This is a genomic window from Lacicoccus alkaliphilus DSM 16010, from assembly GCF_900142805.1.
GTDB lineage: Bacteria > Bacillota > Bacilli > Staphylococcales > Salinicoccaceae > Lacicoccus > Lacicoccus alkaliphilus.
Genome location: NZ_FRCF01000002.1, coordinates 593,058 through 616,360, shown reverse-complemented (window position 1 = coordinate 616,360; position 23,303 = coordinate 593,058). Strand labels below are relative to the sequence as shown.

21 protein-coding genes are annotated in these 23,303 nt (G+C 48.2%); 20 read left to right on the top strand and 1 reads right to left on the bottom strand.

Annotated elements, in window-relative coordinates; translation table 11 throughout:
- The first annotated feature begins 20 nt into the window (after positions 1-20).
- The 15 genes from truB to rny all read left to right on the top strand — a co-directional run bounded on the left by truB (position 21) and on the right by rny (position 17,414).
- A complete protein-coding gene (truB, locus tag BUA12_RS03315) occupies positions 21-938 on the top strand; it encodes a tRNA pseudouridine(55) synthase TruB (protein WP_072708268.1) in 918 nt (305 codons plus the stop codon).
- Between the two features lie 16 nt (positions 939-954).
- On the top strand, positions 955-1,899 hold the full coding sequence (locus BUA12_RS03310) for a bifunctional riboflavin kinase/FAD synthetase (protein ID WP_072708266.1): 945 nt from the start codon (positions 955-957) through the stop codon (positions 1,897-1,899).
- Positions 1,900-1,996: 97 nt separating this feature from the next.
- Positions 1,997-2,266: a 30S ribosomal protein S15 gene (gene rpsO / locus BUA12_RS03305; RefSeq protein ID WP_072708264.1), complete on the top strand. Its 270-nt coding sequence runs from the start codon at positions 1,997-1,999 to the stop codon at positions 2,264-2,266.
- A 106-nt stretch (positions 2,267-2,372) separates the two neighbouring features.
- On the top strand, positions 2,373-4,493 hold the full coding sequence (gene pnp, locus BUA12_RS03300) for a polyribonucleotide nucleotidyltransferase (protein ID WP_072708262.1): 2,121 nt from the start codon (positions 2,373-2,375) through the stop codon (positions 4,491-4,493).
- Positions 4,490-4,747, top strand: a complete 258-nt coding sequence (locus tag BUA12_RS03295) for a hypothetical protein (RefSeq protein WP_072708260.1) — start codon at positions 4,490-4,492, stop codon at positions 4,745-4,747. The genes pnp and BUA12_RS03295 overlap by 4 nt, the downstream gene beginning before the upstream one ends.
- A 17-nt stretch (positions 4,748-4,764) precedes the next feature.
- Positions 4,765-6,441, top strand: coding sequence for a ribonuclease J (locus tag BUA12_RS03290; protein WP_245772733.1), 1,677 nt, complete (start codon positions 4,765-4,767; stop codon positions 6,439-6,441).
- Between the two features lie 210 nt (positions 6,442-6,651).
- The gene (locus BUA12_RS03285; RefSeq protein WP_435387542.1) at positions 6,652-9,009 is read left to right on the top strand and encodes a DNA translocase FtsK; all 2,358 of its coding nucleotides are present in this window, start codon (positions 6,652-6,654) and stop codon (positions 9,007-9,009) included.
- 10 nt (positions 9,010-9,019) lie between these two features.
- Positions 9,020-10,264 (top strand): EF-P 5-aminopentanol modification-associated protein YfmF, encoded by a 1,245-nt coding sequence (gene yfmF, locus BUA12_RS03280; protein ID WP_072708253.1) that lies wholly within the window; start codon positions 9,020-9,022, stop codon positions 10,262-10,264.
- A gap of 4 nt (positions 10,265-10,268) precedes the next feature.
- Positions 10,269-11,570, top strand: coding sequence for an EF-P 5-aminopentanol modification-associated protein YfmH (yfmH, locus tag BUA12_RS03275; protein WP_072708251.1), 1,302 nt, complete (start codon positions 10,269-10,271; stop codon positions 11,568-11,570).
- A complete protein-coding gene (locus tag BUA12_RS03270; protein WP_072708248.1) occupies positions 11,563-12,255 on the top strand; it encodes an SDR family NAD(P)-dependent oxidoreductase in 693 nt (230 codons plus the stop codon). Before yfmH ends, BUA12_RS03270 begins: the two co-directional genes overlap by 8 nt.
- Positions 12,255-13,073 carry a DUF3388 domain-containing protein gene (locus BUA12_RS03265; protein ID WP_245772748.1) on the top strand — a complete coding sequence of 273 codons (819 nt, stop codon included), beginning with the start codon at positions 12,255-12,257 and terminating at the stop codon, positions 13,071-13,073. Before BUA12_RS03270 ends, BUA12_RS03265 begins: the two co-directional genes overlap by 1 nt.
- 8 nt (positions 13,074-13,081) lie before the next feature.
- The gene (locus BUA12_RS03260; protein WP_072708246.1) at positions 13,082-13,915 is read left to right on the top strand and encodes a helix-turn-helix domain-containing protein; all 834 of its coding nucleotides are present in this window, start codon (positions 13,082-13,084) and stop codon (positions 13,913-13,915) included.
- A gap of 4 nt (positions 13,916-13,919) precedes the next feature.
- Positions 13,920-14,504 (top strand): CDP-diacylglycerol--glycerol-3-phosphate 3-phosphatidyltransferase, encoded by a 585-nt coding sequence (gene pgsA, locus BUA12_RS03255; protein ID WP_072708244.1) that lies wholly within the window; start codon positions 13,920-13,922, stop codon positions 14,502-14,504.
- Positions 14,505-14,651: 147 nt separating this feature from the next.
- Positions 14,652-15,710, top strand: a complete 1,059-nt coding sequence (gene recA / locus BUA12_RS03250; protein ID WP_072708242.1) for a recombinase RecA — start codon at positions 14,652-14,654, stop codon at positions 15,708-15,710.
- Between the two features lie 144 nt (positions 15,711-15,854).
- A complete protein-coding gene (gene rny, locus BUA12_RS03245; RefSeq protein WP_072708240.1) occupies positions 15,855-17,414 on the top strand; it encodes a ribonuclease Y in 1,560 nt (519 codons plus the stop codon).
- A gap of 103 nt (positions 17,415-17,517) precedes the next feature.
- Here rny and BUA12_RS03240 read toward each other — a convergent pair whose 3' ends face one another.
- Positions 17,518-17,736: a hypothetical protein gene (locus tag BUA12_RS03240; RefSeq protein WP_072708238.1), complete on the bottom strand. Its 219-nt coding sequence runs from the start codon at positions 17,734-17,736 to the stop codon at positions 17,518-17,520.
- A 95-nt stretch (positions 17,737-17,831) separates the two neighbouring features.
- Here BUA12_RS03240 and BUA12_RS03235 point away from each other — a divergent pair, with 95 nt between their 5' ends.
- The 5 genes from BUA12_RS03235 (at position 17,832) to BUA12_RS03215 (ending at position 23,282) form a co-directional block, all read left to right on the top strand.
- Positions 17,832-18,590 carry a TIGR00282 family metallophosphoesterase gene (locus BUA12_RS03235; protein WP_072708236.1) on the top strand — a complete coding sequence of 253 codons (759 nt, stop codon included), beginning with the start codon at positions 17,832-17,834 and terminating at the stop codon, positions 18,588-18,590.
- 102 nt (positions 18,591-18,692) lie between these two features.
- Positions 18,693-20,456: a 2-oxoacid:acceptor oxidoreductase subunit alpha gene (locus BUA12_RS03230; protein ID WP_072708234.1), complete on the top strand. Its 1,764-nt coding sequence runs from the start codon at positions 18,693-18,695 to the stop codon at positions 20,454-20,456.
- On the top strand, positions 20,457-21,323 hold the full coding sequence (locus tag BUA12_RS03225) for a 2-oxoacid:ferredoxin oxidoreductase subunit beta (protein WP_072708232.1): 867 nt from the start codon (positions 20,457-20,459) through the stop codon (positions 21,321-21,323). It abuts the gene before it with no gap.
- A gap of 217 nt (positions 21,324-21,540) precedes the next feature.
- Positions 21,541-22,443, top strand: coding sequence for a nuclease-related domain-containing protein (locus tag BUA12_RS03220; RefSeq protein WP_072708230.1), 903 nt, complete (start codon positions 21,541-21,543; stop codon positions 22,441-22,443).
- A 311-nt stretch (positions 22,444-22,754) separates the two neighbouring features.
- Positions 22,755-23,282 carry a cysteine hydrolase family protein gene (locus BUA12_RS03215; RefSeq protein ID WP_072708227.1) on the top strand — a complete coding sequence of 176 codons (528 nt, stop codon included), beginning with the start codon at positions 22,755-22,757 and terminating at the stop codon, positions 23,280-23,282.
- Positions 23,283-23,303 lie beyond the last annotated feature (21 nt).

The window sequence follows — 23,303 nt, the reverse complement described above, 5'->3', positions numbered from 1 at the left end:
TCTTATATGCAGGTGATGATATGTATAATGGAGTGTTTCCAATATTCAAGGACAAAGGCATGACGAGTCATGATGTCGTTTATAAAATGAGGAAAATTCTACATATGAAAAAAGTGGGGCATACCGGCACACTCGACCCGGAAGTGACAGGGGTCCTGCCTGTGGTTGTGGGCGAAGGCACAAAACTGGCGGAATTCATGCAGACCAGGGATAAATCCTACAGGGCTGAAGTGACTCTCGGAGCCGCTACCGATACCGAAGATGCCCACGGTGAAATCATTGAGCGCCAACCTCCGGGAGATATTCCGGCTGAAGCGATCGACCTGGCTTTACGCGCTTTCCAAGGCAGTTATGCCCAGCAGGTGCCGCTGTATTCTTCCGTGAAAGTGAATGGCAGGAAACTTTATGAATACGCAAGAAAGAATGTGCCCGTCGAGCGGCCTGTAAAAACGGTTTTCATAAAAGAAATGGTGCGCACCGGCGACATCATCCGGACAGGGTCCGAAATCAAATTGACCGTCGATGTAGTGTGCTCAAAAGGCACATACATCCGGACGCTTGCAGTGGATATAGGCAGGAAACTGGGCGTGCCGGCCCATATGTCAGAGCTCATGCGCACCGGATCGTGCGGCTTCGGCCTTGAAGATACGGTCAGTCTGGATGAATTGTCACGTCTGTCCGACGATGAGAAAAAACAGCACCTTCAACCGGTCAAAGAAATAATAAAATCTGAAAATCTGTTGGAAGTCGATGATGATGAGCTGCTTTTCAAAGTAAAGAACGGGCAGAAGCTGATCAAATCTGATATTATGGAAATGGTTAAAGACAAAGGCGCTTATATTGTATTTTTGTATGAAGGGGCACCGATCGGCATGTATCACCAGCATCCTTCGAAGGAAAACGTGCTGAAACCATATAGAATGTTCAACAGATCATGATTAAGAGGCGGTTTTTATGGAGATTATACGACTGAATGCTACAGACCATATTGACATGGATGAGATCCGGGAGAATGCAACGGCGATAGGTTTTTTCGACGGCCTTCACAGGGGCCACCTGAACGTCATCAAAACGATGATTAAAATAGCGGAGGAAAAACAGTTGAAGAAGGCGGTCATGACTTTCGACCCCCATCCTTCCGTTGTCCTCAACCCAAAGCACCAGCGGACGACTTACCTGACTCCGCTCGAGGTTAAATTGGAAATGCTCGAGGAGATGGGTGTCGATTATGTATTTGTGGTCAACTTCTCAAGTAAACTTGCGAAACTCGAGCCGGATGAATTCGTGCGGAATTATATCATCAGCATGAATGTCAGGGAGCTGATTTCCGGATTTGATTATACGTACGGCAAAAAAGGGCAGGGCAACACGACCACGCTGAACAAATATTCCGAGTTCAACATGACGACAGTCGGAAAATATGCGCTGACCGATGAAAAGATATCCACGACAAATATTCAGCATAAGCTGGCAAGGGGTGACCTGGAGCAGGCCAACATTGAGCTCGGGCGCATCTATACGATCAGGGGTGTAGTGGTGCAGGGCGAAAAAAGAGGACGCACCATCGGTTTTCCGACAGCGAACATTGAAGCCAGCTACAAGTACTTCCTGCCTAAAAACGGGGTCTATTCTGTGACCCTGGAAGTCCATTCGACGGGCGGCGTACATAAAGGCGTCGGAAACATCGGGGTCAAGCCCACATTCCACGATGATATCGTCAAACCCATCATTGAAGTGCATTTGTTCGATTTCAATGAAAGTATCTACGGGGAGAATGTGACAATCTACTTTTACCACTATCTCCGTCCCGAAGTCAAATACGAAGGCATCGGCCCACTGGTCGAACAGATGGAAATCGACCGGGAGCAGGCAAAGAAATTACTTGAAGATATAGATTGAAGTGTGTATAATCCTATAAGTACCTTATCTTGGCTGCAAGACACTCCAACTGCTGCTCGGATAAAGGTGTAACAATTATAAAAGGAGGCGTTTCTTAATGGCTATTTCACAAGAACGCAAAAATGAACTGATTCAGGAGTACCGTGTACACGAAACTGATACCGGATCTCCGGAAGTGCAGATTGCTGTACTGACTGCTGAGATCAACTCACTGAATGAGCACCTGAAGACACACAAGAAAGATCACCACTCAAGACGTGGTCTTTTGAAAATGGTCGGCAGACGTAAGCACCTGCTCACCTACCTTCGTGGAAAAGATGTTCATAGATATCGTGACTTAATCGCCAAGCTTGGCTTGCGCCGTTAATCACGTGTGGCATATCCTATCGGGATATGCCTTTTTTTATATATATTTTAAAGTAAAAGTGATATGATTATTATTAAGTAGTCATACTAAGGAGAGAAGATTAAAGATGACAGAATCTCAGAAAAAGACATACAAAACAAAATTGGGTAAACACGATTTAATCGTCGAATATGGTGAAATGGCCCGTCAGGCGAACGGCTCTGTGCTCATCAGATACGGTGATACGGTGGTATTATCCACAGCAACGGCCTCAAAGCAGCCGAAAGACATCGGCTTTTTCCCTTTGACGGTGGCTTATGAGGAAAAACTCTACTCCGTCGGCAAGATTCCCGGAGGTTTCAATAAGCGTGAAGGACGCCCGAGCGAGGAGGCGACGCTGACAAGCCGCCTGATCGACCGTCCGATCAGGCCTTTATTCCCGGAGGGGTATAAAAGGGATGTACAGGTCATTTCCATGGTGTTTTCCGTAGACCCGGATGCATCACCTCAAATGGCGGCCATGTTTGGGTCATCGCTTGCCCTCGGCGTGAGTGACATTCCATTCCAGGGTCCGATTGCAGGGGTCACAGTGGGCCGCATCGATGGTGAATTCATCATCAACCCTTCAGAAGAGGAAATGGAACAGTCGGAGCTTGACCTTCAGGTGGCAGGCACAAAAGACGCCGTCAACATGGTTGAATCAAGTGCGAAGGAAGTGACGGAGGATGTGATGCTCGAAGGCATCCTGTTCGGTCATGAAGAAATCAGGAAGCTTGTCGAATTCCAGGAGAAAATCATTGAAGAGATCAGTCCAGAAAAACATGGTGCTGACCTTGAAGAAGAGATTCCGGGCCTCAGGGAGGATGTTGAAGAAAAAGTCAAAACGCACGGCCTTTATGGCGCCATCCAGGAAGTGGATAAACAGAAGCGTGAAGAAGGCATCGCCAATGCAAAAAACAGCATTCTCGATACTTACGATGAAGAGAGCGACGATTACACCAGTACGGTGAAGGAGGCGGGCGGCATCATCGAAGAACTGCTCAAAGCAGAAGTGCGCCGTCTGATTACAGAAGATAAAGTCCGTCCTGACGGACGTAAGCCGGATGAGATCAGACCGCTTGATTCACAGGTGGGGCTTCTGCCGCGCACCCACGGTTCAGGGTTGTTCACACGCGGGCAGACCCAGGCGCTCTCTGTATGTACGCTCGGCGGACTGGGCGAATACCAGATCATTGACGGTCTTGGTGCAGAAGACCAGAAACGCTATATGCACCAGTATAACTTCCCGCATTTCTCAGTAGGGGAGACCGGGCCGATCAGAGGTCCCGGACGCCGTGAAATCGGCCATGGCGCGCTTGGTGAACGCGCATTGCTGCAGGTCATCCCGGATGCGGAAGAGTTCCCGTATACGATACGGGTGGTTTCCGAAGTGCTGGAATCGAACGGCTCTTCCTCCCAGGCTTCGATATGCGGCTCCACACTTGCTTTGATGGATGCCGGTGTGCCGATCAAGGCACCGGTTGCGGGCATCGCCATGGGCCTTGTCAAAAAGGATGAAAACTACACGATTTTATCCGACATACAGGGTATGGAAGATGCCCTCGGGGACATGGACTTCAAAGTCGCGGGCACGGATAAGGGCATCACTGCAATCCAGATGGACATAAAAATCGAAGGGCTGGATGAGAGCATTCTCAGAGAGGCGCTCGAACAGGCAAGAACCGGCAGACTGGCAATACTGGACAACCTGAAATCTGCAATCAGCGCACCGAGGGAAACACTGTCCCGTTATGCGCCGAAAGTCGAGGTCATGAAAATCAGTCCCGATAAAATCCGCGACGTCATCGGACCCGGCGGCAAGAAAATCAATGAAATCATTGATGAAACAGGTGCGAAGCTGGATATTGAACAGGACGGCACCGTCTTCATCGGCCACAGTGATCCTGAAATGATCAAGCGTGCAAGGGAAATCATCGAGGACCTGACGCGTGTCGCCGTAGTCGGGGAAACTTATATGGGAGAAGTCAAACGCATAGAAAAATTCGGTGCGTTCGTCCAGATCTTCCCGGGTAAAGATGCGCTTGTGCATATATCCAACCTGGATACGAAGCATGTCAAAAATGTTGAAGACGTGACAAAAATCGGTGACAAGTTCCTCGTCAAGGTGACGAACATCGACAATCAGGGGCGTGTGAACGCTTCCAGGAAAGTGATACTGGAAGAAGAGAAACAGGGGGAGAAAAAATGATATTCGATAAGATCTTTTTGGACGACAGGGAATTCGAAGTGGAAGGGCAGCTGAGGATCAAAGAAGCGGACGAAGTCAAACTCATATTCGAAGATTTGAACCTCGGCACTTATTTGAAGGAATTGCACCATGAAGATAAAACTATCGATCATCTGGTGATCAAGAATGTTGAAGAGACGAGATACGACACTAAAGATGTGACGCTCACTCATATTACGATTGACGGCAAGCATTATCATGCCACGTTCAAATGATTTTAGGAGGTAAAGATTTGAAGTCAGCAGATAAAGAGACAGGAAACGTCAAAATCATCCCGCTCGGCGGCGTCGGTGAAATAGCCAAAAACATGTACGTCGTCGAAGTGGATGATGAAATGTTCATATTCGATGCAGGTTTGATGTTTCCGGAAGATGAAATGCTCGGTGTCGACATAGTCATACCCGACATTTCATATATAAAGGAAAATAAGAGTAAGTTGAAGGGTATATTCTTAAGCCACGGCCATGAGGATGCGATCGGTGCGATACCATACATCATCGGTGAGCTGAATGTCCCTGTATACGGATCCAGATTGACCCTGGCGCTTGTCAAGGAGCGCCTTAAAGAAAAGGGCGTCAACAAGAAAGTCAAGTTCTACACGATCAACAGCAAATCAAGGATGAAGTTCAAAAATGCGGAAATGGTCTTCTTCGAAGTCAGCCACAGCATACCTGATGCCTACGGCGTCAGCCTTGAAACCAAATATGGTTCCATCGTCTATACAGGTGAATTCAAATTCGATCAGAGCCTGAGCGGCAGCTACCGCTACAATATGGCGAAGATGTATGAAATCGCCGGAGAGGACGGGGTGCTCGCCCTGATCAGTGATTCCACAGAAGCCGAGAAGCCGGGCTATAACACCGCAGAAAATCTCGTCGAGGAGCAGATTCTGGACGGCTTCCATAAAGCGGACGGCCGAATCATCGTCTCATGCTATGCATCCAACTTTGTAAGGATACAGCAGGTGCTGAACAATGCTGCGAAGACCAGGCGCAAAGTGTCATTTTTAGGACGGACTCTGGAAAGCTCCTTCAAGACGGCGAGAAACCTCGGTTATTTCAATATACCGGAAGGCCTTCTCGTGCCGAGCCATGAAATCAAGGATTATCCCAAAAATGAAATCGTCATCATTGCGACAGGCTCACAGGGTGAGCCGATAGAAGCACTCGGTCAGATGTCGAGGGGCACACATGACGTGACGAACATCATAGAGAGTGATACGGTATTCATACTGACGACGCCTTCATCCAATATGGAAGTGATCCTCTACAGCACGTTGAATGATCTTGTGAAATCGGGTGCGAATGTCGTCACACCTTCACAAAACATTCACGCTTCCGGACACGGTCTCAGCGAAGAGCTGAAGATGATGCTGAATGTCATGAAACCCAAATATTTCATCCCGGTGCAGGGTGAATTCAAAATGCAGATTGCGCATGCCAAGCTTGCAGCAGAGACGGGCGTGGCGCCTGAGAACATCTTTTTATTGGAGAAAGGTGATGTTGCAACATTTGACGGTAAAGAGATGGTCAGTTCTGATAAAGTCACTGCCGGCAATACTCTCATCGATGGCAGCGGCGTGGGTGATGTGGGCAACATCGTCCTCAGGGACCGCAGGCTTTTGAGTGAAGACGGCATATTCATAGCGGTCGTCACGATCGACCCCGCCTCCCGGACGATCATGGCAGGACCGGAACTGCAGTCCCGCGGTTTCGTCTATGTAAAGAAAAGTGAAGACCTGCTGAAGGAAGCGGAGAGCCGTATCACCGACATCGTCAATGATGCGCTCGAAGAGAAGAAACTCGACTGGAGCACAATAAAACAGAGTATCAGAGATGATCTCGGAAAGTATTTGTATGATAGTACAAAAAGACGTCCGATGATCATTCCGATCATTTCTGAAATATAAATCATAATGAGACTGTCAGCGATGACAGTCTCATTATCAATCGAAAGAGGAGTTTTTATGACTTCAAAACGTAAAAAAAGTTCAACTAATAAGAAAAGGAAAAAACAAAATAATAAAACATATTACTCACTGATGACTTTTGCTTTCATCGTGATAATATTTATCGCCCTGTTGAGGCTGGGAGTAGTTGGTGCTTTTTTGGATGCCGGTATGGCTTACGTTTTAGGTGAAAGCCGCTTCTTTACATATTTGGTGGCTGTCCTTGCAGGTGTATATATGATGAGGGAACAAAAAGTGCCGTTCACGAGACGTATGGGCGGGTATTTGCTGCTGCAGTTTGGCCTGCTCTTCCTGCTGCATTCCGTATTGTATATATCAAACCAGCCGCGAACTGAAAATTTTTACAGCTTCAATGAAATTTTTACAGCAATCCGTGAACCCGGAGGTTCGGAATTCTTCGGGGGCGGAGTATTCGGACAGCTGTTATTTGCATTTTCATCCACAGGTGTTTCCCTGTTTGGCACGCTGCTTCTCAGTATCATCTTCATCTACTTCAGCATACTGCTGATCACCCATAAAAATATTGCAGATACACTGACCGCGCATACGAACAAGCTGGTTGCAGGACTGCAGGCAGCAGGATTGGCAGTCGCACGTCTGTTCACCTGGTTGTACAACGCCATTAAAGATGCCATTCAGACGTTGTTCGATAACAGGAAGGTCGAGTCGGCGCGGGAAGACAAGCCGACGCAAAAGAGCCGGAAGCGCAAGGCGGACAATATACCCGCAGCGACTGCTGAGAATCCGGTCTACCAAGAACCGAAAACACTGGATTCCTTCTCGGCTGATGAATCGATCATAGAAGATATGCACAGCTTCGACCGTGAGAGTAACATGAAAGCACTCGAGCAGAATAAGAAGGAAGCAGAAGACCGTGCAGAAATGAGGGGACCGGAGGCCCCTGTCGAGCAACCGGTATATGAGCCGGATGCGGATGATGCACCGGCCTTTTCCGCTGCCCGGGAGGATGCACTCGAAATTGCAGAAGCGGCGGACGAGCCGCAGCAGATCGAATATGAGAGTGAAGACTTCACAGACACGGTGGCGCCGGAGCCGGGGGAAGGCGAAAGTGAAATCGCAGAGTTCGAAGAAGAGGAGCTGAAAAAGCTCATCGAATATCAGCTGCCGTCAATTTCCCTGCTGGATGATGCGGAAGTGACGGAGAAAGTCAGCAATCAAGAAGTGCTGAGCCAGGGCAAGATCCTCGAGGAAACGCTGAAGAACTTCGGAGTCAATGCGAAAGTTTCGAAGATCAGGATCGGTCCTGCCGTCACGCAATTTGAAGTGCAGCCGGACATCGGCGTGAAAGTCAGTAAAATCATCAATCTTCAAAACGACATCGCCCTCTCCCTCGCCGCCAAAGACATCCGCATCGAGGCACCGATACCGGGGAAATCGGCCGTGGGCATAGAAGTGCCGAATTCGGTCATCAGCATGGTCACGCTGAGGGAAGTGCTGAAGCGGAAGACATCATCCAATCCGCTTGAAGTGGCGCTTGGGAAAGATATCTCCGGGGCACCGATCCTTGCTGAACTCAATAAAATGCCGCACCTTCTAGTGGCAGGGGCGACCGGCAGCGGAAAATCAGTCTGTATCAACGGCATCATCATCAGCCTGTTGATGAATGCAAAGCCTCATGAAGTGAAACTGATGATGATCGACCCCAAAATGGTTGAACTGAATGTCTATAACGGCATCCCGCACCTGCTGAGTCCGGTAGTGACAAATCCCCAAAAGGCGAGCGATGCGTTGAACAGGATCGTCTCCGAGATGGAACGCCGTTATGACCTGTTCTCACATTCGCATACAAGAAACATCGAAGCATACAACCAGTATCTTGAAAGGGAGAGCGAACATCCGGAAAAAGTGCAGAAGCTGCCTTATATCGTCGTCATCATCGATGAGCTTGCAGACTTGATGATGGTCGCTTCAAAAGACGTGGAGGCGAGCATCACCAGGATCGCCCAGATGGCCCGTGCTGCGGGGATCCATTTGATCATCGCGACACAAAGGCCCTCCGTCGATGTCATCACGGGCATCATCAAGGCCAATATACCTTCACGTATCGCATTCAGCGTAAGCTCGAATACGGACTCGAGGACCATCCTGGATACACAGGGGGCGGAAAAGCTGCTTGGCCGGGGCGATATGCTCTTCCTGCCTTCCGGACGCTCCAAGCCGCTCAGGGTGCAGGGGGCTTTCCTTGCCGATAATGAAGTGTATGATGTCGTCGAATTCATTACGGCGCAGATGAAGGCGAATTATGAAAAGTCCATAATGAACAATCAGCCGCAAAAAGAAGAAGTGGAATCTGAAGATGAACTATATCCGGATGCAAAATGGTTCGTCATCGAGGAACAGCGGGCGAGTGCCTCCCTTCTGCAAAGGCAGTTCCGTGTGGGCTACAACCGTGCCGCAAGGCTGATTGATGACCTGGAAGCGAACGGCGTCATCGGGCCTGCAAGCGGCAGCAAGCCGAGGAATGTGTTGGTTAAAAATGACGAGTGAGGAGTAGTGTATGTATAACGTTGAAACGAAGTCCATAAATAATGTACCGGTTGTTTTCATTCATACCGAAAAATTCAAGACGATCAATTTAAAAGTCCAATTCAGAAGTGAACTGAGACGGGAAAGGGTATCCGTAAGATATCTGCTGAGCAGGATGATGGTCAAGAAGACAGGGTCATTCAGCACGGAAAGTGAATTCCTGAATTATCTCGCCCACCATTACGGCGCACACCTGACTTCCAATGCCACTAAAAAAGGCCGGGATCACATGGTCTCCTTCAACCTGGAATTCATCAACTCCAGGTTCGTGAAAGAGGATTTGAACTTCCTTGAGACGATGACCAGCGTGCTGAAGGAAGTGCTCGCCACACCGGCTGAATATGATGAGGCGGATGAGCAGTTTTTCGAGAGGGAAAAACGGCTCTATAAAAACAGGCTGAAAGGTCTGAAGGACAATAAAGCCCAGAAGAGTTTCGAAAATCTGCTGAACATCATGTTTGAAGATGAGCCATATAAGTTTTTATCACACGGTGTGCTTGAAGATATCGACGGGATCACCCTTGAAGACATCAAAAAAGAACACCGGCAAATGATGGCTTCTGATGAAGCGGCCATACTGATTTCCGGCCACCTGGATGAAGTGGGTGAGGAGAGCCTGAGGGGCATCCTCTGCCGCAGCGAGACAGTGAAGCTGCCCTACAGAGGATACGCCTTCAAAGAAACAGAATACAAGGCAGTCACCGAAAGGGAGAGCGTCGAACAGGCGAAACTCAACATCGGATTCAGGGCGGATGTAAAGACGGCGGAAGAACGGATGGCTTTGAATGTGATCAATCAGATGTTCGGCGGCAGTGCCACGAGCTATTTATTCAAGAATATCCGAGAAAAGGAAAGTCTTGCCTATCAGATACATTCCCAGGCCGACATTAAAAATGGCTTTATTTTCGTCCTGGCAGGGGTTTCACCCGATCAGACGGCGAAGGCTGAAAATGCAGTCATGCATGAGCTCGAAAGGATCAAAAAAGGCGATTTCACCGATGAATTCGTGGAAGAGACCAAACATTTGATGAAAGTGAACAGGAAGGAAGCCGTCGATAAACCGAAAGGCCTGATTGCCCTGGTTTACAACCAGTTTCTGAATGGCACGACCGGTAAAGACTGGGAGGAATGGATGGATGCTGTCGACCGTGAACTCATCCTGAAAGTTGCAGACCGGATTCATGCAGATACAGTATATACATTAACAGGGAAGTGACTTGATGAAACATATAGAGTATAGGGAAATAGATGAAAATGTTTACCAGGACACACTGGAAAACGGCCTTGAAGTCTTCTTGATCCAAAAGTCAGGCTATAATAAGAAATTCGTCACTTATACGGCAAAGTACGGTTCGATGGATAACAGGTTTGAAGTCAATGACGAAACATACAGCGTGCCGGATGGCATCGCACACTTCCTTGAACATAAGATGTTCGAAAAAGAGGATGGAGACGTCTTCGATTCATTCGCTAAGGGCGGTGCAAACGCCAATGCCTTCACCTCCTATGACAGGACCTCGTACCTTTTCAGCACGACCGATGACTTTTATAAGAACCTCTCGCTTTTGATGGAGATGGTGGAGCAGCCGTACTTCACCGAAGACACGGTAGAGCGTGAAATCGGCATCATCAATGAAGAGATCAGGATGTACCAGGATAATCCCGGTTACCGGCTTTATTTCGATACGATCAGTCAGATGTATGATGAGCTGCCGGTAAAAATTGATATCGCAGGCACCGAATCATCCATCAGTGAAATCACGAAAGACCATCTGTACTTATGCCATGATGTGTTCTATCACCCTTCGAATATGGTGTTGATAATGGTCGGTGATTTCGACATCGATGAGACTTTCGGATTCATCCGTGAGCATCAGGACAGCCGTGGTCCCATAGAGCCATTGGATGTCCGGCGGATATTGCCGGAAGAAACAAGGGAAGTGGTCAAAAGGAAGAATGATCTCTATATGGATGTGAAAGAGACCAAAGTCATGCTTGGTTTCAAGAATGAAAAGATCGACTCCGCTTCCGAACGGTTGACACGCGATATCGCTATGATGTTCGGACTCGATATGATGTTCGGAGAGCAGTCGGATCATTATTACCGTCTGCTGGAAGAGGGGATCATCGATGATTCATTCAACTTTGCCCACAATGAGGAAAAAGATTTTGCGCACGTGCTCATGACCACCCAGACCGACGATCCGGAACGGTTCATTTCCTCGATACTGGAGATCATTGATGAAATAAAGGCACAGGACTTCTTCACGGATGAAAAACTGGTGAATCAGAAAAGGGAGGTGCTGGGGGACTATCTGTCCAGCCTGAATTCACCCGAATATATCGCAAATCAGTATACCAAGTACCATCTGGACGGATATGACCTGTACAAGCTGCCCGACCTGATCGAAGAAATCACAGTGGATGATATCAAGAAGTATATCTTCGACAGCCTGGATGCGGATTACCTTGTAGAATGTGTCCTTCGTCCCGAGACCCAGAAAGAGGCTGTGCATGGCTGACGGATGTTATTTGCTGGTGGGCGCCTCCGGTGATATCGGCAGGGCGATCCACTCCGGGCTTGAAGGGGAGAAGGTGATTTCAGTTTCAAGGTCGCGAGTGCCGGAATTCGAAAGCGAACACCACTTCCTAGACCTGTCCCGCCCGATTTCAGAAGATGAGGTGAGGGCAATCACTGCCGGCACAGATGTGATCGACGGATTGATATGGGCGCCCGGCACCGAACTGTTCGGAATGTTCCAGGATACGAGCCTTGAAGCTCTGGATGCGCAGTATAACCTATCTGTGCGTTCCCTCATAATATTCATAAAAGAGGTTCTGCCTAAACTAAAATCCAGTAAAAGTGGTAGAATAATAGTGATCACTTCAGTGTGGGGAAGCGTCGGTGCAAGCTTTGAAAGCATATATTCGACGATGAAGGGCGCACAGAACACCCTCGTCAAATCATTGGCCAAAGAACTGGCTGCGACGGAGGTGACGGTGAATGCCATTGCGCCGGGGGTCGTCGAAGGCAGCATGACACAAGCGCTTTCGGACGAAGACCTTGCAGCCGTACTCAGCGAACTTCCGCAGCAGAGGCTGATCGAACCCTCGGAGATCGGCAGTCTCACCACTTTCCTTCTGAAAGGCGAGACAAGGAGCATCAATGGTGAAATACTGAATATAAACGGAGGATGGTATACATGATGGATACAGATGACATGCATCCCGAGCGTAATATAGAGCAGTATTTGGAATATGAGAACGTCATCAACCGGCCGGGGCTGCTCGGTGACATTTCCTCCCTGCTCGGAAATCTGGGCATCAGCATCAACACCATCAACGGTGTTGAGAAAACACGGCGCGGGCTGATCGTGCGTACGGACAATATCGATAAACTGAGGCGGTTCGTCTACATCAGCCAGTATGTGGAGGATATCAATATCATCAAGGTGAGGAAGCCTCAGGTGCGGGACAGGCTTGCAGTCAGGCATGGCCGCTTCATCAAACGGGATGAAGAGGATAAGAAGATATTCAGATTCACCCGTGATGAAATCGGTATCCTGGTCGATTTCCTCGGAGAGCTTTTCCTGGAGAAGCAGCACAGGCTGATCGGCATAAGGGGTATGCCGAGGGTCGGTAAAACCGAATCCATCGTAGCTGCAAGTGTGACGGCGAAGAAGAAATGGCTGTTCCTGTCCAGCACATTGATCAAACAGACGCAGCGCAAAAGCCTTCTGAAAGGTGAGTATGATGACAGCAACGTCTATATCATCGACGGGGCGGTGACCGCCAACACGATGAACAGTGAGCATAAGAACCTGATCAGGGAAATGATGAGCTATCCTGCCGTTAAAGTTGTGGAACACCCCGACCTGTTCATAGATGACATGAAGTATACAATGGACGACTTTGATTTCATCATTGAACTGCGGGAACATGAGGATCAGAAAATCACATATGAGAAACATAAGAAGAAACACTGGTTCGAGAATGAGGACATGGACTTCTTCGATGGTTTTTAGGAGGCATTATGAAACTTGGAGCGTATTTAAGGGATAAACGTGAAAAAGGCGGCATCACCTTAAAAGAGATGCAGGAAAAATCAGGCATCAGAAAAAGTATAATAAAGATCATAGAAGCGGATGATTTCAATAACCTTCCTGACCGGAACCATGTATATTTCCTGTTGGAAAAGTACGCAGGAGTCCTTGACCTTGATCCCGATGACTTGTTTGCAAGGTTCGGTGACCAATTGCCCGAAGAGAATGAACAGTCGAAAAAACGCCAGCAGAACGATAGCGAAGATTTCAACTATATGAAGAAAGTACTGGTGAGTTTTGGAGCGATGGTTGCGGCTCTATTCGTCATGTGGCTGATATTGCTGCAGGTCGGCTCGGAGGCCGGGCTGTTCGAATCAAAGCCGATATATGAAGCGACCGCATTTGACATGGATTCTTTAAGCGATGAAGCCCCTTCTGAGGATGCGGAGGGCACCGAAGAGGCGGAGGTGGCTGAAGAAGAGGCGCCGGAAGCGGATGAAGAGGAACAATCCGGTGCGGAGCTCAGTTATGCAGGTACTGAGGACAATATATTATTTTACGATATTTCAGTGAGTGATACATTGGTTGTGGCCCTGGAAGGCGAGAATTCATGGGTGAGCCTCTCGGATGATGCCGGCAACACTTATGTATACGAGGAGATTTCTGAAGGAGAGTTTGAGATCAGTGATGAAGCATCCATACTGTACCTGACCCTCGGTAATGCCTCCGGTCAGGAGTTGACGGTGGGCGGGGAAACTGTCGAAAGCAACCCGGCGGATGATGCCATCACTGTGCACTATCAATTTATGGTTACAAGGGAGTGACGATATGAACATACCTAATCAATTAACGGTTTTTCGAGTAGTCCTGATCCCCGTCTTCATGTTGTTCGCTCTCGTGGACTTCGGATTCGGGGAGATGACATTTCTCGGCGGTGAATTGATCCGGGTCGAACAATTCATTGCAGCTGTAATATTCGTCATTGCGACATTCACGGATTTTCTAGATGGTTACCTGGCCCGGAAGTGGAACCTGATCACGAACATGGGTAAGTTCCTTGACCCCCTGGCAGACAAATTACTGGTCACTGCCGGCCTGGTCGTCCTGGTGGAATGGCACACGATCTCCTCCTGGATCGCGGTGGTGATCATTGCCCGCGAGTTTGCGGTCACGGGACTCAGGCTGCTGCAAATCGAACAGGGGTTTGTAAGCGCGGCTTCACAGCTTGGAAAAGTGAAGACGGTGTTCCAGATGCTTGCCCTGATCTTTTTATTGTTCGGTGACATCTTCACACAGTTCATCCCGTTCTCGCCCGGAATGCTCCTGATGTATGCTGCGGTCTTCTTCACAGCGCTTTCAGGTGTTGAATATTTTTATAAAGGCAGAGCGGTCTTCAAAGCCGACACTGAGTGATCTTTGCAGCACTTTTCCTACAGATATCGGATAACTGCATGAAAAGCGGGCCAAATTTTCGAATACCGCGCTTGAAAGCGAATATATGTTCGCTTTTTTGGAGTGTACATGGTATAATATTATAGAATTAATATTTGGAGGGATAACATGGACGAAAGACAAAAAGCATTGGAAACTGTTATTAAGAATATGGATAAATCTTTTGGCAAAGGTTCGGTCATGAAGCTGGGAGACGACGCCGGAAGAAGGGTTTCCACAGTTTCCAGCGGCTCGATCACATTGGACAAAGCGTTGGGTGTAGGTGGTTATCCGAAAGGCAGAATCATAGAGATATACGGTCCTGAATCCTCTGGTAAGACGACAGTGTCACTCCATGCGATCGCCGAAGCACAAAAGCAGGGCGGCATCGCCGCTTTCATAGATGCGGAACACGCCCTGGATCCCGAGTACGCGAAAAACCTGGGTGTGGATACGGAAAATTTATACCTTTCACAGCCGGATCACGGTGAGCAGGGACTGGAGATTGCAGAGGCATTCGTCAGAAGTGGTGCTGTGGATATCGTGGTCGTCGACTCGGTTGCGGCCCTCACGCCGAAAGCGGAAATCGAAGGCGAAATGGGGGACAGCCACATGGGGCTGCAGGCACGTCTGATGTCCCAGGCGCTGAGAAAATTGTCCTCCGCCATCTCCAAGAGTAATACAACGGTGATATTCATCAACCAGATCCGTGAAAAGATCGGTGTGATGTTCGGCAACCCTGAAACGACGACGGGCGGCCGTGCGCTCAAGTTTTACAGTTCAGTGAGGCTTGAAGTGCGTCGGGCGGAACAGCTGAAACTCGGTCAGGACATCGTGGGTAACAGGACGAAGATCAAAGTCGTCAAAAACAAGGTCGCACCGCCGTTCCGTGTTGCCGAAGTCGATATAATGTACGGCAAAGGGATTTCGAAGACCGGCGAAGTAGTGGATCTTGCATCCGAGATGGATATCGTCGATAAGAGCGGTGCGTGGTATTCCTATAACGGGGAACGCCTCGGCCAGGGGAAAGAAAACGTCAAGGCACATCTTGCTGATCATCCTGAGCTGTTTGAAGAAATCGAGAAGAAATTGAGGGATGCACTCGGATTCGGTGAAAAAGTCGAAGAAGATATTCCTGAAGATTCAGCGGCAGATGAAAACGCGTTGTTCCAGGATGAAGACAACTGAAATTGAGATTAAACGCACCAGCATGCACAAATGTGATGCTGGTGCTTGATTTTATTTGAAATTATATTTAGAATTGTTATATATAATATTTTAAAATTTATATTATATATAATTAGCTTGAGCCCTTTTAAGGAGGTGTTTATTGTGGAATTGATAGACATTTTCTTAATCTTGCTCGGCATAATTCTAGGCGTTGTAATCGGATATTTTATAGTGAAATCAATTTTGACCAGGCAGCAGCAGGAAGCGCGCACATCAGCTCAGCACATCATCAGCGAAGCTGAGAAGGAAGCGAACAGCCTGAAGAAAGAAAAGCTGCTGGAAGCAAAAGAGGAAAATCAGAATCTTAAGGATGCCATGGAGCGCGAAGTGGATGCACAGCGCGACGATTTAAGGGCATTCGAATCCAGACTGCTGCAGAAGGAACAGACGCTTGATCGCAAAAGTGAAAATCTGGAAAAGAAAGATGAAGCTCTGGATATAAAAGAGGCGAAAATTGAAGAAAAGCAGCAATTGGTTGATGCCGAGGATGAAAAGATTAAAGAAATTATCAATCAGCAAGAAACAGAATTATCCCGCATCTCCGGTTTAACACGTGTGGAAGCACGCGAAGAACTATTCTCTGAACTAGAGAAAGAACTGTCACATGATATGGCTGTTATGGTTAAGGAAAAAGAAAACCAGATGAAAATGGACGTAGAGAAAAATGCGAAGGAACTGCTCGCCATGACTGCACAGAGATATGCAGCAGAGTATACTTCCGAATCTACCGTCTCGGTAGTGAATTTACCGAACGATGAAATGAAAGGCCGTATAATAGGGCGTGAAGGCCGTAATATACGCACACTTGAAACACTGACAGGTGTCGATCTGATCATCGATGATACACCTGAAGCCGTAATTTTATCAGGCTTTGACCCCATACGCCGGGCCATTGCGAAAAACGCATTGGAATCACTGGTGCAGGATGGAAGGATCCATCCGGGAAGAATTGAAGAAATGGTGGATAAAGCGAGACGAAATATGGAATCGGAAATTCGTGATGCAGGTGAAGCTGCGGCGTTTGAACTCGATATCCATAATTTGCATCCGGAACTCACAAAACATCTTGGTAAAATGAAATATCGTTTGAGCTACGGACAGAATGTACTTAAACATTCTGTTGAAGTCGGTTATCTTGCAGGCATGCTTGCAAGTGAACTCGGTGAAGATGTAGCGATGGCACGACGTGCCGGACTGCTTCATGACATCGGCAAAGCGATCGACCATGAAGTGGAGGGCAGCCATGTCGAAATCGGTGTGGAACTTGCCAAGCGTTACAAAGAGCCGGAAACCGTGATCAATGCGATTCATTCACACCATGGTGATATTGAACCGAACAATATAATATCTATACTTGTTGCTGCAGCGGACGCATTAAGCGCTGCAAGACCGGGCGCCCGCCGTGAAACGCTTGAAAACTATGTGAAGCGTCTGGAACGGCTTGAAGAAATTGCAGACTCCCATCCGGGCGTCGAGAAAACATATGCCATTCAGGCCGGCCGGGAAATCAGGGTGATGGTGGCACCTGATGCCATCGATGACCTGAATGCCCACAGACTTGCGAGGGACATAAAAAAACAAGTAGAAGATGAACTGCAGTATCCAGGACACATTAAAGTGACAGTCGTCCGTGAGATGAGGGCAGTGGAATATGCCAAATAAAAGCACCCCGAACTGATGAAGTTCGGGGCTTTTTATTTTGTAACTGTTTTGTCTATTTTATTATTCCTGAAGAGGTGGGACTTCAGGGCTTTTTCATGTATAATTACATTTTGGTGTCATTATCCTTTAAAATCTGAAGGATCTCGGAAGTTTCCTGGGTATTATGTGTGGTCGAGAGCCTCTCATATTTTTCCGCGAGACGGTATGCGCTTAAATATAGTTCCAAAGCTTCCATCGCTTTTTCGTCAGAAGTGGCGCCCTGGGTGTTATTGGAGATGACTGCGGTTTTGGCGAACTCTTTCGGATCGATTGATAATGACATATGTTTCACTCCTAAAAATTTTTATATTAACTACTACCCAACCTGATATCCAATAAACATAATTCCATTAAAATAAACATAGTAAGGATGAAATCATGAGAATCTTATTTATAGGCGATGTGGTCGGTAAAGTCGGCAGGCGGATGGTCCGCGAGCATCTGCTGCCGCTGAAAAAAGAGCACGGGGCACAGATCGCCATCGTCAACGGTGAGAATGCCGCACATGGCAAAGGCATCACTGAAAGTATTTATAAAGAACTCCTGGGCTATGGCGCGGATTTCATAACACTCGGCAACCATGCATTCGCCAAAAGGGAGGCATACGGACTCCTCGATGGTAAAGTCAATATGGTCAGGCCGCTGAATTATCCGGACGCTGCACCAGGCCGGGGATGTGAAATCAAAAATGTCAATGGCAAAAAACTGCTGATCGTCAATCTGCAGGGCAGAAGCTTTCTGCCGGCAATCGACTGTCCGTTCAAGGCGGCTGATGAGGTTCTCGAGAAAAATGAGTATGATCACGCACTCATTGATTTCCACAGTGAAACGACCAGTGAGAGCCTGGCGATGGGCTATTATCTCGATGGCAGGGTGGATGCGGTCATCGGGACCCATACACATGTCCAGACGAACGACGAGCAGATTCTGCCGGGCGGCACCGCTTATATTACCGATGCCGGCATGACGGGCTTCAAAGACGGCATTTTGGGCATACGAAAAGAGGAAGTCATAGAACGCTTCCTGAATCAGCTTCCCGTCAGGCATGATGTACCGGACGAAGGCCGGGGCATATTGTCCGGTGTCATCATCGATACCGATTATAAGAAGATAAAAAAGATAAAAATCACGGAGTGACACGCTCGGACTCAAGTATGATTTTGCCTGGAAATGGCACTGCCATCATGATTGTCGGACGTTTATCTGATATAGTTTTAAATGAATGAGGAGGCACTTATTATGAAAGAACAATTGTCCTGGAAAGTGGGTGGACAGCAGGGTGAAGGTATCGAGTCGACAGGTGAGATTTTTTCAACGACACTCAACCGGCTGGGGTATCACCTTTACAGCTACCGCCATTTCTCCAGTCGTATAAAAGGTGGACACACCAACAACAACATCCGGATTTCTGTCGATGAAGTCCGGTCGGTGGATGACAATATAGATATTCTTGTCGCATTCGACCAGCAGACGATCGACGTCAACAGCCACGAGCTTTACGATGGCGGAATCATCCTGGCGGATGCAAAATTCAAGCCGACAGTGGATGAATCACTCGATGTGGTCCTCGTGGATATTCCATTTACGGAAATCGCAAAAGAGCAGGGCAGCCAGCTGATGAAGAACATGGTTGCAATCGGTGCGAGTGCAAGACTGATGAATCTGCCGATGGAACCATTCAAGGATATGATCCATACGATGTTCATAAGAAAAGGCGAAGAAATCGTGAAGAGCAACCATAATGCCTTGACACTCGGTTATGAAGCGATGGATGAGAAGCATTCCCATATGAATATCACGAACGATTTCGAGCTTGCGGCTTCAGACGGAAAGGAGAGGCTATACCTCATCGGTAATGACGCCATCGGCTTCGGTGCGGTGAACGCCGGTGTGCGCTTCATGCCGGCATATCCGATCACGCCTGCGAGTGAAATCATGGAGTATATGATCAAGCATCTGCCTAAACTCGGCGGCACCGTCATCCAGACCGAGGATGAAATTGCTGCTGTGACGATGGCGATCGGTTCCAACTATGCCGGTGCAAGAAGCTTTACGGCTTCAGCCGGGCCGGGATTATCCTTGATGATGGAATCCATCGGCCTCTCAGGCATGACGGAAACACCGCTCGTCATCGTCAATACGATGCGCGGCGGCCCGTCGACCGGTCTGCCGACCAAACAGGAACAGGCGGATCTGAACCAGATGATCTACGGGACGCACGGGGACAGCCCCAAAATCGTCCTTGCGCCGGCCGACGTTGAAGATGCTTTTTATTCCACTATAGATGCATTCAACCTCGCGGAATACTATCAGGTGCCGGTGATACTGTTATCCGACCTTCAGATGTCACTCGGAAAGCAGACATCCGACCCGTTTGATTTTTCAAAAGTGAAGATCAACCGCGGCAAGACGGTGCTTGAAGATATAGAACGTGAAGAAGAGGACCAGGGATACTTTGAAAGATACGGCGACAGCGATGACGGGATATCTGCACGTCCGATACCCGGCCTGAAGGGCGGCATCCACCATGTGACCGGTGTGGAGCACAGTCCGACGGGGACGCCGAGCGAGACCGCTGAAAACCGCCAGACCATGATGGAGAAGAGGATGCGCAAGCTTGACGACTTCGTCATGAAAGAGCCGTTCAAAGTGAGCGGCGAGGAGGACAGTGAACTGCTCGTCATCAGCTTCCTGAGCGTCAACGGTGTGGCAGGCGAAGCGATTCGGAGGTTCGACCAGGATATCGTCGGCAACATCACGCATGTCCAGCTGAAACAGCTGCACCCGTTCCCGGCGGAAGCGCTTTATCCGTATCTCGACGGTGCAAAAGAAGTGCTCGTCATCGAACAGAATTACAGCGCGCAGCTCTTCAACATCGTCAAAATGAACTATCATAAGCACAGCAAGATGAAGTCATTCACAAAATATAATGGCACTCCGTTCAAACCGAATGAGATTGAGCAGTATATCCAGTCGATCTTAAAGATAAAGGAAGTTTTATAAATGGCGACATTCAAAGATTTCAGAAATGATATAAAACCCAACTGGTGCCCCGGTTGCGGCGACTTCAGCGTCCAGGCCGCCATCCAGAAAGCCTGTGCAGGAAACGGCCTTGAACCGGATGAACTTGCGGTCATCACAGGCATCGGATGCAGCGGTCGCCTGAGCGGCTACATCAAGTCCTACGGCTTTCATGCGACACACGGCCGCAGCCTGCCTGTGGCACAGGGGGTCAAGATGGCGAATAAGGACCTGACGGTCATCGCTTCCGGCGGTGACGGCGACGGTTTTGCGATCGGCATGGGGCATACGGTGCACGCCCTGAAGCGTAATATCGACATCACCTACATCGTTATGGACAATCAGATTTACGGCCTGACGAAAGGTCAGACGAGCCCCTCCTCTTCGAAGGGATTCGTCACGAAATCCACACCGAAGGGTTCTCTCGAACAGCCGATCCAGCCGATCAAGACGGCACTCGCGAGCGGTGCGACATTCGTTGCACAGAGCGTGAGCTCGGACATCAAGGAACTGACTTCGATCATTCAACAGGCCATCGACCACAAAGGCTTCAGTTTCGTCAACGTCTTCAGCCCGTGTGTCACCTACAATAAGGTGAACACATACGACTGGTTCAAAGAGAACCTGATTCCGATTGCGGATTTTGAAGATTACGATGCCCATGATGCGACGGCAGCGATGAATACGATCATGGAGCAGGACGGACTGCTGAAAGGGGTCATCTACCATGACCCGGATGCACCATCATATGAGGAGCAGCTCGAAGGATACGGAGATCAGCCGCTGATATCACGTGAGATGAGGCTTGAGAGAGGCACTTTTGATGATATGATGGCGGAATTCAAATAGAAAAGTGAGAGCGCCCGGAATTCAGGTTCCGGGTGTTTTTTGAGTCAGAAACGAAATTTCACAGATTTCATATTTCAGGGTGCAGAAACCGGGAAACTGCCGGTTTTTGACACATCTTTTGAATAAATGTCCCAATTTTGCTCCAGAAATCGAATTGTTGCAATGTGACAACAATTCAAACCGGGTTTAAGCTTGGAATAAAAACTGGAGGTTAGTGATGAGGGAGAAGACCAGAAGGCACCGTCAGCTGGAAATACTGAACCGTCGATATACTTTGTCAATTTACGAAGTTGAGGAGCTGCAGAAGCTGGATGCAGGCTATGAGGGGGAGTTGATATTTGACGGGCTACTGGGGGCCTTTATTAACGGGACGAATATCATACATATTAAAGATTACAACTTTTATCCTGCAAATGCCGACCATCACCTGCTGACACGTCCCAAAGATGAAGCGGCACATGTGCAGGTGGATAATGTGGTGATTGCGAAAGACTCACTGTATACATTCGAGATCAAGAATTATAATTTCGACCTTCATTATGAAGATGCCAAATGGTACTTTGAAAATGGCAATGATTTCACAGATCCGTTGATGCAGTTGGTGAAGCAGCGGGATATGCTGGTGAAGCTGTTCCGGGGTATGAATCATCAAATCAGGATGTTCAACGTACTCGTGTTCATCAATAAAAATCAGACCATATTCAATCTGCCTGCCCGTAATGAAATCATCGTCAGGAGTAATCTGCAGAAGAAGTTGTCGAAGGCGATGATGTATAATCATTATGATCATTCAAGTCTTGCAGCGAATCTCGAATCCCGGCGGGCCGGTGTGCTGAAGTATCAGGGAGATACGACAGTGGAGTTCCGTGAGCTTGCGAAAGGGGTGTTCTGCATCTCCTGTACAGAACGTCTGGTGAGGGTGAACCATTATAAATTCAAATGTGCAAAATGCAGCGAGGAAATCCCTGTTTTAGATGTAGTTAAACAGCTGATCATGGAATTAGGCATATTGAATCGCTCATGGACTGTTACGCCCTCTTTAATCCAACAATATTCGGATCATGAAATCAGTGAGTACTGTGTAAGGGACAATAAGAATAGAGGGTTATTGGATTTTTAAGACGTATGCGCCTTAAATTCGATTTGGAAGAAGTGAAATGATGGTGCAAATCGAAATCCCTCACTGAAATCGATTTGAAGTGGGTAAAACGGCATCGCAAATCGAAATCCCTCACTGAAATCGATTTGCGTTAGAGAAGAGGGGAGTACAAACCGGATTCCAAACCATGAAACGAGCAAACCCCTGGAAATCGGGAAGATATACAATCCCCACACCCGCATCGCCAGCCCCAAAATGTTTAAACAGAAGAACGCAGGGGATAATATTAATGAATCAATCCCCAAAACCAACCACAGGAGGTGCAACCGACGATGCTTGTAGCAATCGATCTGCAAAATGATATATTTGATGAAAGAGGTTCCGGTTTTGCCAAATGGACCGGCAAGATCAGGGACGGCATAGAAGAGAGGATCCAAAGGGCCATAGATGAAGGTGAACCGATCATATATACACGGAATCTGTATCCGGACTTCGAGCATGATGAGCGCTCTACCGAAAGCATCCGCTTCGATGAGGCGATCTTCCCCCAGTTCCGGAAGCTGCTTGAAAACCACGGGGACGAGTACACGAAGACCTTCTACGGCATCCCCCCGGAAGAAGCGCAGAGTCTTAAGGACACGTATTATCAGGACGTCGAAAGCAACAGGCCGATCGAGTTCATCGGTGCCGAAACGAATATCTGCATACTCGCAAATATAATGGTGATCCAGAATATCTTCCCGCATGCAGAGCTCCTTTTAAATAAAGACCTCGTGGCCAGTACGAGTGACGATCTTCATGATAAGGCCATCGAACTTCTGTCCAACATGAACGTCACGATTACCGCGACGGCCGGCTGATCCATGGTCAGCTGGTTTTTA